Origin of the sequence: Amphritea sp. HPY, from assembly GCF_050870985.1 — a bacterium.
Classification (GTDB): Bacteria; Pseudomonadota; Gammaproteobacteria; order Pseudomonadales; family Balneatricaceae; genus Amphritea.
On the sequence record NZ_CP194015.1, the window covers coordinates 817658 to 831217 of the forward strand.

Sequence of the window (13560 nt, forward strand, 5' to 3'; positions counted from 1 at the left end):
TTAGCTGAGTTCAAAGCGTTTACTGAGTTGCTTTTCCCTGATTTTATCCAGTGCTTCGGCCAGCAGGTCGCCGGACCAGTAATCGGTTTCTGTGCCATCGATATGATTCTCCATATCGATAAGCAACAGATCCAGGGTTTTACTGTTACAGATATCGCTCAGATCAATACTGCTGTTGATCTCTATTTCAGGCCAGAACTGCCGACCCCATTCCAACATCAGTAACCTGGCTTCTAATGCCATATTCTGTTCGCAGGCGCTAAGGGCAGCCTGGAACGCATCGCGTTCAGCCAGCTCAACTTTGAGCAACTCGGCAGCATCATAGTTGAAGTCATCATCGTCTGAAAAATGCTGCGGCAATATCGCAGACAGTTCGACCTCTTCCTCGACCGTTTGCGAGCCGTCAGTATCGAGTTGCTGTTTAAGTCTGCGCAGAGCAGCATAGCTATATAGCCAGCCCAGGGCTGAAATAACCGCAATTGCTGTTAATAGCCAGATCAGGAAGTGGCTATTGTCTGGCGCAGGTTGAGCAGGCACTGTCTGCTGATTTAAGTCTTCATGGGCGCTAGTCACGACTGTTTTTGAGCTGCTTAAGGCCGAGCCGTCAGTGGCGGTAATTTCGCTGGTAAGGGGGGGGGTAGCCTCCGCCGCCTGTGTCTGCCCGGAGGTAAGCTTTGATCCCGCTTCTACACGCAGGATTATCGGATTAATAATGCTCTGTTCGGCCCGGTCTTTAGTGATATTCCACCATGGAATCCTGATCTCAGGCAGGGTGATTTCGCCCCGTTCCAGGGGCGTGATTAGAATCGTTTCCGTGCGGCTGCTGATGACCCCCTTGCTGCTATATTCCTGGCTCAGGCTTACATCGGTGACTTCTATGCTGGCGAGTTCGTTACGCAGCGGCATCAGCGCCGGCAACGCTGCCGCAGGAAGGCCGGTAGCACTGATGGTTATTTGGCGGGTAATCGGCGTGGCAGGCGTTATTGTGTCGGGGCGTTGCCAGTTATCGGTAATACTGACCTGGCTCGAAGGTAACCAGTAGCCTTTCTTTTTCTGGTTGGCCTGAGGCAATACATCGATACTGAATGCTTCGGATTGTAATTCAGCAATACCGGGTCCGGCACTGAAGGTTGCTGCTGGAATTGTCAGCTGACCGGTCTGTTCCGGGAATATAGCGTAGTTTTTTTCGATGACCTGATAGGTTTCCCCTTTGAGCTGGGTGCTGTAACGATTGGTTTCGCCCAGCGCTATAGTGTTGGCATGCTCGATCAGTGGCTCGGAAAAGTTAGCCATCGGCGGCAGCTCTGCGCGGTGATACAGGCGTTGGCTATAGAGTAACTGGCTGTTGATATACAGTTCGCTGGTATCAACATTACTTTCCAAAAAGCTATCGCGGTTGATTGCAGCTGTGGATGATTTGTCTCCCGCAACGCTGAGCAGCAAAGGCGTGCTTTGTTCATTATTTATCTGTAATGGCGGTATTTGTAGTTCGCCGCTATGGCGGGGACGCAACAGTACTCGCCAGCGGGTTGTATATTGATTATTACCGTTAGAGTGGCTGGAAACGGTCATCTGCTTACTGCCCAGGAAATGAAAATCGCGGGTCAGGGGAGAGAAATCCGGCCGTTGTGCGGCTCGCTGATCAACTTCCAGCGTTAGCTGGACAGTATCCGCCGGGGCGATACTGTAGCGATCAAGGGATACATTGACCTGAGCCTGGGCAGGTAAGGCCATGAGTGTGGTTAGAGCTGTAGTCAGAACTGTTGCTAGAACTGTAGTTAAAACTTTAGTCCGAGCGAAATGTGCATTTTTCTGGCGGTACATCTGGCTATTCAATCTCTCAGGTTGAAGGCCAGGGAGTGTACTGCTGTGCATCCTGGCGCGATGTAATAGGTCAGTAATAACGAATCATATGAAATTACCGGATCACAATTCTTTATTTCTGTTTTAAATCAGCTAAAACGTTGTTTTTTCATATACTCATAGACACGGATCTAAGTTGGAGTGTGTCATGGCTACGAATGATAAGGCAAGCTCTGCTGCAATATTGCTGAAGCTGGAAGCTGAACTTGAAAAACGTTTGCCCGGGCCGCGGGCCAGCCAGGTAATCGAATTTACGCGGCACTATTTCGCCACGGCTGCTGCAGAGGATATGGCGCACTGGCGGTTGGACGATCTGTATGGTGCTACTTTATCAAGCTGGGAGTTTTTGCAGGAATACTCTTTAGATCAGCCTAAAGTACGGATTTATAACCCGGAGTTTGAAGAACATGGCTGGCAATCAGCGCATACGATTGTTGAGGTGCTCAGCGAAGACCTGCCGTTTACCCTCGACTCTATTCGGGTCGAACTGAATCGACGTAATCTGGGTATTCATGCGCTGCACAATGCAGTCATCACATTAAAACGGGATAACCGTAATCACTTTGCAGGCTTTTTAAGTAGTAATAGTAAGGCGAAGTCGGCGCGCCACGAGACCTTGTTATCGATTGAGATTGACCGGCATGCCGATCCGCGGCTACTGCAGGATCTGGAGCAGGCTCTGAATGATGTTCTTTATCAGGTAGCGATGGTGGTTGAGGATTTTCAACCTATGCAGGGTAAGACAGAGCAGCTGATCGCCATGTACGATGCGATCCCGGCTGCTAAGCGCCCTGATGGTATGGCTGAAACCCGGGCATTCATCGGTTGGCTGCAACAACATTTTACTTTTTTGGGTTATGACGAATATGAGTTGACCAGTAGCCGAAGTAAAAAACTGCTCCCTTTAGCCGGGAGTCAGCTGGGGGTTTTGAAATACTGCGATGATTATTGTCGTGCTGAGCTGATTAATGATGAACAGCGTGATCTGGGGCAGTTTACCCTGATTCCTGATCTGCTGTCGTTTACCAAATCACCGAGTAAATCACGGGTGCATCGTCCAGCTTATCCTGACTATATAAACATTAAACGCTTTAATAAGCAGGGTAAAGTGGTCGGGGAAAGCCGGTTTCTTGGGCTCTATACCTCTGAGGTATATCTGGGTAACGCCCGCCAGATACCGGTTGTGAGGGAAAAGGTGAATGCCGTTCTGGCCCGCTCCGGCCGGCATAAATTCAGCCACGACTGGAAAGAACTGTTACAGATACTGGAAATCCATCCTAGAGATGATCTGTTTCAGGCCAGTGTCGATGAGTTATATGACACAGTCATCGGTATTCTGCAGATCCATGAACGGCGCCAGATCCGACTGTTCCTGCGTCGCGATCCATTTGGCCGTTATGTCTCCTGCCTGGTATATGCGCCCAGGGATATTTACAGCACGGAGTTCAGATTGAAAGTTGAGCATCTTCTGCTGACAGAACTGGATTGCAGTAATGCTGAGTTTAATACCTATTTCTCAGAGTCTATTCTGGCTCGCACCCACTTTGTACTGCGTAGCGATAAAATCATTCCCGAGCAGATTGATGTCTCATTACTGCAGACTAAAGTGCAGTCCGCGGCAAAAAGCTGGACCGATGAGCTGTATGATGCCCTGGTCGATACCTTGGGTGAAGAGCGCGGGATAATTGCATTTAACCGGTATGGTCGGGGTTTTCCTGCCAGTTATCGGGATGACTTTTCGGCTCGCACGGCGGTGGTAGATATCCAGCATATAGAAAGTCTGGATGAGGATAATAACCTGTCACTGAGCTTTTATAGTGCCCTTGAAAAACAGCACGGCGGCTTTAATTTTAAGTTGTTTAACCTCGGTAATCCGTTACCACTTTCAGATATTCTTCCTGTTCTCGAAAATCTGGGGCTGAGGGTGATTGATGAGCATCCTTATGCGCTAACTACGACCGGAAACCAGGCCTGGATTCATGATTTTAATCTGACCGGTGTCGTGGCTGAAAACATCGATATACAGAAGATCAAACAGGTATTCCAGAGCGCATTTATGGAAATCTGGAAAGGTAATGCTGCCAATGATGAGTTTAACCGATTGGTACTCAGCGCAGGTTTAAGCTGGCGTCAGGTCAGTCTGCTGCGGGCTTACGCTGCTTATATGAAGCAGATACGTTTTTCCATCGGTGAATCGGCGATTTGTGCCACCCTGAATAGTCACAGTGATATTGCCGGGCTTTTGCTGCAGTTGTTCGATGCCCGTTTTAACCCGGATTACGGCGTTAAACAGCGAGATACAAAGCAAGAACAGAAAAAATATCAGATTGTGACTGCCCTGGAGCAGGTTGAAAGCCTCAATGACGATAAGGTTTTGAGGCAACTTCTGGCACTGATTCAGGCTACTCAGCGTAGTAATTACTATCAGCGCCTGCCATCGGGTGAGCGGAAGTCATATATCGCCCTGAAGCTGCTCCCGGAACTGATCCCTGAAATGCCTGAGCCTAAGCCTAAGTTTGAGATATTTGTCATTTCACCTCAACTTCAGGGTGTGCATATGCGTGCCGGTCATGTCGCTCGGGGAGGGGTGCGCTGGTCGGAGCGAGAGGAAGACTTTCGCACCGAGGTGCTGGGGCTGATGAAGGCCCAGCAGGTAACGAATGCAGTGATAGTGCCGGTCGGCGCTAAAGGTGGGTTCGTCGCTAAACGACTCGTCGGCATAACCAGGCGTGAGTTAACTCGGGCTGAAGGCACTGCTTGTTACAGGATCTTTATCAGTGCTTTGCTGGATGTTACCGATAATCTGATTCAGGGCGAAGTTGTCGCTCCGGATGATGTAGTACGACACGATGAGAATGATCCCTATATGGTGGTTGCGGCGGATAAAGGCACAGTGGCTTTCTCCGATATAGCTAATGACATCGCCCGGGAGTGTGGTTATTGGCTTGGTGACGGCTTTGCTTCAGGTGGCAGCCAGGGCTATGACCACAGGCGAATCGGGATTACTGCGAAAGGTGCCTGGGTATCGGTTGAACGGCACTTTCGTGAGCTGGGGGTTAATGTTGCAGCCACCGATTTTAGTGTGATCGGTATCGGTGATATGTCCGGAGATGTATTTGGTAATGGCATGCTACTGTCCCGGCATATCTGTTTGCAGGCGGGATTTAATCATCAGCATATTTTTATCGACCCAACACCAGACCCTGCGCTGAGCTGGACTGAACGTAAACGATTATTCGAGCTGCCAGGTTCCGGTTGGAGTGAATATGATAAAACGCTGATATCTAAAGGTGGCGGCATCTTTAGTCGTTCCGCCAAGTCAATTGCAATCAGCCCTGAGATGAAGCGGGCGTTTGATATCAGTGAAACTAAGCTGACACCAAATGAACTGATTTCCTGTTTACTGCGGGCGCCGGTAGACCTGCTTTGGAATGGAGGGATCGGAACCTTTGTCAAAGCGTCGGAGGAAACCAATATTGATGTTGGCGATAAGGTTAATGATGCAGTCAGAATTAATGCCAGTGAACTACGTTGCCGGGTTATTGGCGAAGGCGGAAATCTAGGTATTACCCCGCAGGCCCGGGTGGAATACGCTCTATGTTTTGGGCGGGTGAATTGCGATTTTATTGACAATGCGGGTGGCGTAGATTGTTCCGATCATGAAGTGAATATTAAAATTTTGCTTAATGAAATTGTTGCTGCCGGTGATATGACTGTGAAGCAGCGCAACAAGCTGCTGGTTGATATGACTGAGGATGTTTCAACGCAGGTGCTTGATAATAACTATCGCCAGGTACAGGTGATTAGTCTGGAGCAGATGCGGGCAGTGGACGCGATGGCAGAAAATCGTCGCTATATTAGCGCCCTTGAAGCTGAAACTGTGCTTGATCGGGGATTGGAGTTCATTCCGACCGATGAGCAATTAGCTGAGCGTCAGGTTCGGGGTGTTGGCCTGACCCGCCCCGAGCTATCAGTTCTTATTGCTTATAGTAAAGGTGCGTTGAAACAGTCGTTACTCCGCTCTGGTGTACCGGACGATCCCTATCTGAATAAGGAGATGTGGAGCGCTTTCCCTGAACGCCTGGTTGCCAGTTTTCCTGAAGTGATGCTGAAGCATCGCCTGCAGCGCGAAATAGTTGCCACGCAGCTGGCCAATAATATGGTCAACCTGATGGGGTTCAAATTCGTTGATCGACTTAAGAATTCCACACGTGCAGGTATCGAAAGAATAGCCCGGGCCTATGTACTGGCGCGGGAAGTGTTTGATATGGAAGGACTCTGGCTACAGATCGAAGCCCTGGATTATAAGGTGGATGCGGCAATACAGTTGGTGATGATGGATGAACTGCAATATCTGATTCGTCGCGCCACCCGCTGGTTTATTGCAAACCGGACAGCAGAATCGCAAGACTATGAGGGGGAGTTAGTACTATTTCGAGCGACAATCGCCAAGGTGGGTAGTGAACTCGGCAGTCTGCTGTGTGGTCAGCCGAAATTGGATTGGCATGAGGCTTATGAGCGGTATACCGATGCTCATGTTCCACAGGAGCTGGCTACAGTTATCGCAGGAACCCGAAGCCTGTACAGCGTATTGAATATAATAGAAGTGGCGGCAGACAACGCTGTGCCGGTTGATAAGGCAGCCAGTGTGATGTTTGAGATGGGAGAACAGTTACAGTTGTATTGGCTGATTCAGAACCTTAACCAACTTGAGCGGGATAGTCACTGGCAGGCTCTGGCCCGGGAGTCATTCCGCGATGATATCGACCTGCAGCAACGCAAAATTGTATCGACGATGTTACGTAATAGTGCTGTCGATGGTGTAGAGGATTGCATGAGACTCTGGTGCGAGCAGAACAGTGATGGCTTACAGCGCTGGCTTCGGGTTATTAATGATCTTATAGCCTCAGAACGGAAGGACTATGCCATGTTCACCGTTGCCATAAGTGAGCTATCTGAACTGACCAGAGATTGAATGGGAATGCGGCAATTGTCTTGTTATTCCATTTGATCAGGGGCGATAATGCTAACTTTTCCGATATAGAAATAAATTCGCGTTGAAGCAAAGTCTATGAATCAGGTTGTTGTCGATATCAGTATTTCTGCTGAGCAATACCTTGCCCATTATAAACAGGCAGCCAAACAAGTAATTGCTCTTAGCCGGGATGGCAGGAGGGTGCGTTTCCCTTCATCGTTACTGCAACCTTATCTGTTGCATAACGGTATTCAGGGGAGCTTTAGGATCTGTTTTGACGGTCAGGGCAGGTTTCAGCAGATTGAACGGTTGTGATTTTTTTACAGCGTCCTCCGCATTGCATATAATGCCGCACAAATTCAGCCGATTTATGGACTTTCATGCTCTATCAACTTGCCCGATCTTTGCTTTTTAAACTGGACCCGGAAACGTCTCACGATCTGACCCTCAACAGTATGAACCTGATGGCAACGATGGGATTGACTAAATTCATGGGGGCTAAGCAGGTCAGTGCGCCGGTTGAAGTGATGGGAATTAAGTTTCCTAATCCGGTTGGGCTGGCTGCAGGCCTGGATAAAAATGGTGTCGCCATTGATGGCATGGCCGGACTAGGTTTTGGCTTTGTCGAAGTCGGCACGGTTACGCCACGGCCTCAGCCTGGTAACCCTAAACCGCGCATGTTTCGGATACCAGAGCATCAGGCAATTATCAATCGAATGGGGTTTAACAATCTCGGCGTCGATACACTGCTGAAAAATATTGAAAAAAGTCGTTTTGATGGTGTGCTGGGCATCAATATTGGTAAGAATTTTGATACCCCGGTGGAAAATGCTATCGATGATTACCTGATATGTATGCGCAAGGTCTACGACAAGGCGACTTATATTACGGTCAACATCTCTTCACCGAATACTCCAGGGCTGCGTACACTGCAATTTGGTGATTCTCTGAATGAGTTGTTAGATGCGCTGAAAACCGAGCAGGCCCGGTTGGCCAGTTTACATGGCAAGTATGTACCTGTGGCGGTGAAAATTGCACCTGATATGAGCGAAGAAGAGTTTGCCATGGTTGCAGCTTCTCTTAAGTCTTATGAGATTGATGCGGTTATTGCGACTAATACTACGATGTCCCGCGAAGGGGTTGAGAATTCTCCGTTCGCTCAGGAGGCTGGTGGCCTTAGTGGTGTACCGGTGAGAAACTCATCGACTAAGGCGATTCGTATTCTGGCCCGGGAGCTGGATGGAAAGTTACCAATTATCGGTGTTGGTGGTATCACCAATGGTTTTGATGCGGCTGAGAAAATTGAGGCAGGTGCGTCTCTGGTGCAAGTCTATTCAGGTTTCATTTATCGGGGACCACAACTGATCGGCGAATCAGTAAAAGCGATTCAGGAGCTGCAGAAGCGGCAAGCTTGATTCTGCCTTCCAGCATAAACAGCAGATAAAAGAAAGGCTCCCGTAGGGAGCCTTTCCTGTTTTATTCCTGCCAAAGCTGCGTATTACAGTGGCTGATATTAATGTAGAGATGGATTGATATTTATAGCGGAGACACCCGACTGACCATTCCAGTGAGCTTCCCGACCTTCACGCCAGCCACTCATCCAGTGACTTCTCAGGTCCTGGACACTGACCGGGCAGTCATCACGCGACTTACCAACGAGTCCGGCCTGAAAGCCGCGATTGAAAAGTACTGAGGAACGATCACGTTTTTGTCTCTTCATAAGACAGCCTCTCTTTTGCGTTATCTTTTTTTAAGGCAGGATAGCGAACCTGTGTAGCGGGTAACTAAATGTCTCAGTGCCGCTGCGGAGCCCATCTCAGGGCTAATCCATATTCAGGTTTAAGCTAACCCGTTATCTGTGGCGCAGCAGGGGCCGCAGTTCGACATCCCTGAACACTACAGAACTTCACAATGACGTAAATAAAAATCGGTTGGTAATTAAAAAATCATATTGAATTTCGATTTTTAATAAGTTTGCCGCGAGCGCACATGCAAAAAAATAACGAGTTCAATAAGTTAAACTGCTTCAGTGCAGGATAAAAACTTATCTGAAAAAAATTCATTTTGAAGTTTTGTGTACCAATAACGATCTTAGTGTTTGGTCTGCAAAGCTTTTACCGTTAACATGCGCGCAGTTCCTAATAAAGCGATCTAACAAAGTGATCATATAGCATGAAATTTTTTGCAACCTGTCCTAAAGGCCTTGAGCCTGTTCTGTTTGATGAACTTCAGCAGCTTGGAGTCGAACAGCCAAAGCAGACCCTCGCTGGCGTCTATTTTAGTGGTGGTCTGGAGGCTGCGTATCGCGCCTGCCTGTGGTCACGGGTTGCTAACCGGGTGCTATTTGAGCTGCACCGCTGTCCGGCGGAAACCGCTGATCAGTTATATCAGGGGGTCAGGGAAGTTCAGTGGCTTGAGCATCTGCGCGCAAGTGGCACCCTGACGATCGATTTTACCGGCGAGTCTGAAGGGATTAATCATAGTCGCTTTGGCGCGCAGAAGACGAAAGATGCCATTGTTGATCAGATTCGTGAAGAAACCGGGCGGCGGCCATCGGTTGATCGTGCGCGGCCGGATCTGCGGATTAATGTTCATCTTAACCGTGGAGAAGCGACTATTGCACTGGATCTCTCCGGCGATAGCCTGCACCGACGGGGATACCGCCTGAAGGCAGGTTCTGCACCGATGAAAGAAAACCTTGCGGCAGCGCTGCTGTACCGTTGTCGTTGGCCTGAACTGGCTCAGCAGGGGCAGGCGTTCGTCGACCCGATGTGTGGATCCGGTACACTGTTGGTGGAAGCAGCGATGATGGCGGCGGATATTGCCCCTGGACTGTTGCGCAAGGATTATGGCTTTACCTTCTGGCCCCAGCATAAAGCGTCTATCTGGCGAGAACTGCTGGAAGAAGCTAATCAGCGTCGTGAAGCGGGTTTGGCTGCGATGAGGAACAAGTTCGAAGGTTTCGATGCAGACCCTAAAGTCCTCAATCTCGCGCGTGATAATGCGCGTCGGGCGGGTGTTGAGCAGTTTATTCATTATGAGAAGCGTGACCTGTCTCGTTTAGAGCGTCCGGCAAAGGCGGATCATGGTTTAGTTCTGACTAACCCGCCTTATGGTGAGCGACTCGGTGATGAGCCAACACTGTTCTTCCTTTATAAGCATCTGGGGGAGCGTTTAAAGGCCGACTTCGTTGGCTGGCAAGCGGCGGTGTTTACCGGTAACCCTGAGTTGTGCCGCATGATGAAGCTGGCGGCGGATAAAACCTATAAGTTGTATAACGGTGCAATTGAAAGTCAGTTACAGATTTTTAATATTCGCGAACGGACAGAGGCTGAGAAAGAAGCGATCGAGAAGGCAGCACAAAAGGCTGAGCAGAAAGCTCTGGCTGAGCAGAATGCTGCTCAGGTGGAGCTGTCTGAAAGTGCCACTATGGTTGCCAACCGGATCAAAAAGAATCTCAAACAGCTGACTAAATGGGCGCGTAAGAGCGATATTCAATGTTACCGCATATACGATGCCGATCTGCCTGAGTATGCCGTGGCGGTAGATCTTTATGGTGACTGGGTGCATGTTCAGGAGTACGCGCCACCGAAGAGTGTCGATGCTGTGAAGGCCTTTACCCGTTTGCAGGAAGTCGTGCAGCTGTTACCAGGCTTGTTACAGGTACCTGCCGATCATGTGGTATTGAAGCAGCGTAAACGCCAGCAAGGTACCAATCAGTACGAAAAGCAGGATCAGACCGATAACTTTATGGAAGTGTCTGAAGGTGGTTGCCGTTTACTGGTCAATCTGCATGATTATCTGGATACCGGGTTGTTCCTGGATCATCGGCCGGTGCGACTGCAGATTCAGCAGCAGGCAACAGGCAAGGATTTTCTTAACCTGTTCAGTTATACCTCGACGGCATCGTTGCATGCTGCAAAGGGTGGTGCCCGATCGACTACCAGTGTCGATATGTCGGCGACCTATCTGAACTGGTCACGCAAGAATTTTGCGTTGAACGGTTTCAGTGAAACAACTAACCACTTTGTTCAGGAAGATTGCTGTAAATGGTTGAAGGCGCAGAAGGGCGAGTTGTACGATCTGATCTTTATGGATCCGCCGACCTTCTCTAATTCCAAGCGTATGATTGATGTGCTTGATGTGCAACGGGATCATATTGAGTTGATCGACCAGGCTATGGCTATCCTGCGTCCGGGTGGCAAGCTTATATTCTCCAATAATTATCGTCGTTTCAAAATGGATGCGGCGGTACTGGATAAGTATGAGGTGAAAGACATTACCCGTCAGAGCATCGACCTGGACTATAAGCGGAATAATAAAATTCATCAGTGTTTTGAGATCTCTGAAAAGTAAATTATTCAGGTCGGGTCGCACATAATAAAAACCGCCAGTAGGCGGTTTTTTATTGGCTTCAGCAACGCGGCTGATTAATCGTCTTGTTATTTTCTGTTTTCTGATGAAGAAGGGCTGCAGTGCTGGCGCTAAAGTAGAGCACTGCGAGTGGTTGTTTTTAGTGCAGCGTCGGTAAAGTGGCATGCAACCTGCTATTAAACAGGGCGAGGAATACTAAAATCCTGCTGGGATCTGCTGTAAGGCACTGAATTGGTGACTTTGCTGGTAAACAGAGTATCGCAGGAATAAAAAATATTATAAAAACGCACCAATGCGGTGCTCTGATTTAGATTGGGGCGTTAAAAGAGTGCGTCGCTATACAGGAGATAACCGTGGAAAGCGTTAATAGTGCAGTAGAGACGCTCGTACAGAGCTCAAATACGCTGTTTATTCTGATGGGAGCAATCATGGTGTTTGCCATGCATGCTGGCTTTGCCTTCCTTGAAGTAGGCACTGTGCGGCATAAGAATCAGGTCAATGCGCTGGTCAAGATTATGACTGACTTTGGTTTCTCGGCCGTCGCTTACTTCTTTGTTGGCTATTGGGTCGCTTATGATGTGACTTTCTTTCAGGATGCCGAAACCCTGGCACAGGGGAATGGTTATGCACTGGTGAAGTTTTTCTTCCTGATGACATTTGCTGCGGCGATACCGGCGATAGTCTCGGGTGGCATTGCTGAGCGGGCTAAGTTCTGGCCGTTTCTGATCGCATCGTCATTGGTGGTGGCTTTCGTCTATCCATTTTTTGAAGGCATCATCTGGAACGGTAATTACGGTGTTCAGGACTGGCTGGAATCGACTTTCGGGGCAGCATTCCACGACTTTGCGGGTTCTGTTGTAGTGCACGGTGTCGGTGGCTGGTTGGGTCTGGTTGCGGTGATCTTTCTGGGTATTCGTAAAGGTCGTTACAAGGGTGGTCGACTGGTTGCTTTTCCGCCATCGAATATCCCGTTCCTGGCCCTGGGTGCCTGGATTCTGTGTATCGGCTGGTTCGGTTTTAATGTGATGTCGGCGCAGACTCTTGATGGTATATCCGGTCTGGTGGCGGTAAATAGTCTGATGGCGATGGTTGGCGGCATCATTGTGTCGTTGCTAATGGGTAAGAATGACCCGGGCTTCATTCATAACGGGCCGTTGGCTGGACTGGTAGCGATCTGTGCGGGCTCTGATATCATGCATCCGATTGGTGCGCTGATCGTAGGTGGCATTGCCGGGGCTCTATTTGTCTGGATGTTTACCATCGTACAGAACCGTTGGAAGATCGACGATGTGCTGGGTGTGTGGCCTCTGCATGGTCTGTGTGGGGCCTGGGGTGGTATAGCGGCAGGTATTTTCGGTTCGACCGCTCTGGGTGGTCTGGGTGGCGTCAGCCTGATGACTCAGATCGTTGGTACCCTGATGGGTATCGGCGTAGCGGTTATAGGCGGTGTGATTGTTTACGGCGGTATTAAGCTCGTTATGGGGCTGCGTCTGGATGAAGAGGAAGAGTTTAACGGTGCAGACCTGTCGATCCATAAGATCGAGTCGACCTTTACTGATTAAGCTGAGTAACTTGTTTTAAATAATAAAAGCCGGGCAGATGCCCGGTTTTTTTGTGCTCCGTTTCAGATCAGGCTTTTGTTGTCGGGTTACGGTTGTTTATCCTGAAACCCAGAACAAATGCGCTGCTGAGAAGAAACAGGCTGCCGCTGATCATGCCGATGAGATTATCTATTGTCAGCAGGCAGGTCAGACCGATGCCGATGTAGATAAATGGCATCTCCTCGTAAAACCATTGCGGATAATAGAAGCGCTCTGATTGGCGTTGCAGTCGTGCCTGGAAAATCCTTTGTTGCCTTATATCCCGCCGACGCGCATTTGAACGTATGATCCATACGGCACTACCAGCGATATAAAGAAGTAAAGCAAATGTGACAATATCAGGCCTGCTATCGAACAGCAGAATCAGAAGCAGGCTAATGCCCAGATAGAAGTAGGGCAGGCTCTCGTAGAGCCAGGTTGGTAGCTTCATGCTAAAACCTCCCAGTCTGTAGTTGAATGAAGCGTGTTACTGCTGTGTTACATGGAAGAATAGACGGGGAATCGGCAAAGCAGCTATGCGGCAAGATGAAAATTATGCAGGTTGGGAGGCTCGATGTTCGTCGCCCGAACGTCACAATGAGCGTTTTAAAAGCCGTTGCTCGAGCGTCACACAAAGCGTAGTAGCTTGGCCCACTACGATGGTTGGTACAGCAGCCGCTCCAGAGGTAAGTGATGGCAGTTGGAGGAAAAAGCCGTGGTTGAAGAGAAGCGGGAGGTACATGTTGACCTGATCCACCCGACCCGAAG

8 protein-coding genes are annotated in these 13560 nt (G+C 49.2%); 5 read left to right on the top strand and 3 right to left on the bottom strand.

Going from position 1 to position 13560, the window contains the following annotated elements:
- Window positions 1-1734 carry a BatD family protein gene (locus ACQUQM_RS03325; RefSeq protein ID WP_432473064.1) on the bottom strand — a complete coding sequence of 578 codons (1734 nt, stop codon included), beginning with the start codon at window positions 1732-1734 and terminating at the stop codon, window positions 1-3.
- Between the two features lie 277 nt (window positions 1735-2011).
- Between ACQUQM_RS03325 and ACQUQM_RS03330 the strand changes: the two genes are divergently transcribed.
- The 3 genes from ACQUQM_RS03330 to ACQUQM_RS03340 all read left to right on the top strand — a co-directional run bounded on the left by ACQUQM_RS03330 (window position 2012) and on the right by ACQUQM_RS03340 (window position 8253).
- Entirely contained in the window at window positions 2012-6838 is a 4827-nt protein-coding gene (locus ACQUQM_RS03330; RefSeq protein ID WP_432473065.1) for an NAD-glutamate dehydrogenase, read from the top strand.
- Window positions 6839-6934: 96 nt separating this feature from the next.
- On the top strand, window positions 6935-7153 hold the full coding sequence (locus ACQUQM_RS03335; protein WP_432473066.1) for a DUF2835 domain-containing protein: 219 nt from the start codon (window positions 6935-6937) through the stop codon (window positions 7151-7153).
- A 65-nt stretch (window positions 7154-7218) separates the two neighbouring features.
- Window positions 7219-8253 (top strand): quinone-dependent dihydroorotate dehydrogenase, encoded by a 1035-nt coding sequence (locus tag ACQUQM_RS03340; RefSeq protein WP_432473067.1) that lies wholly within the window; start codon window positions 7219-7221, stop codon window positions 8251-8253.
- Window positions 8254-8351: 98 nt separating this feature from the next.
- Here the strand turns inward: ACQUQM_RS03340 and rmf are convergent, their stop codons facing one another.
- The gene (gene rmf, locus ACQUQM_RS03345; RefSeq protein WP_432473068.1) at window positions 8352-8558 is read right to left on the bottom strand and encodes a ribosome modulation factor; all 207 of its coding nucleotides are present in this window, start codon (window positions 8556-8558) and stop codon (window positions 8352-8354) included.
- Window positions 8559-9010: 452 nt separating this feature from the next.
- Between rmf and rlmKL the strand changes: the two genes are divergently transcribed.
- Both rlmKL and ACQUQM_RS03355 read left to right on the top strand, forming a co-directional pair.
- Window positions 9011-11194, top strand: coding sequence for a bifunctional 23S rRNA (guanine(2069)-N(7))-methyltransferase RlmK/23S rRNA (guanine(2445)-N(2))-methyltransferase RlmL (rlmKL, locus tag ACQUQM_RS03350; RefSeq protein WP_432473069.1), 2184 nt, complete (start codon window positions 9011-9013; stop codon window positions 11192-11194).
- A 371-nt stretch (window positions 11195-11565) separates the two neighbouring features.
- Window positions 11566-12774, top strand: a complete 1209-nt coding sequence (locus tag ACQUQM_RS03355) for an ammonium transporter (RefSeq protein ID WP_432473070.1) — start codon at window positions 11566-11568, stop codon at window positions 12772-12774.
- A 67-nt stretch (window positions 12775-12841) separates the two neighbouring features.
- Here the strand turns inward: ACQUQM_RS03355 and ACQUQM_RS03360 are convergent, their stop codons facing one another.
- Window positions 12842-13243, bottom strand: coding sequence for a hypothetical protein (locus tag ACQUQM_RS03360; RefSeq protein WP_432473071.1), 402 nt, complete (start codon window positions 13241-13243; stop codon window positions 12842-12844).
- Window positions 13244-13560 lie beyond the last annotated feature (317 nt).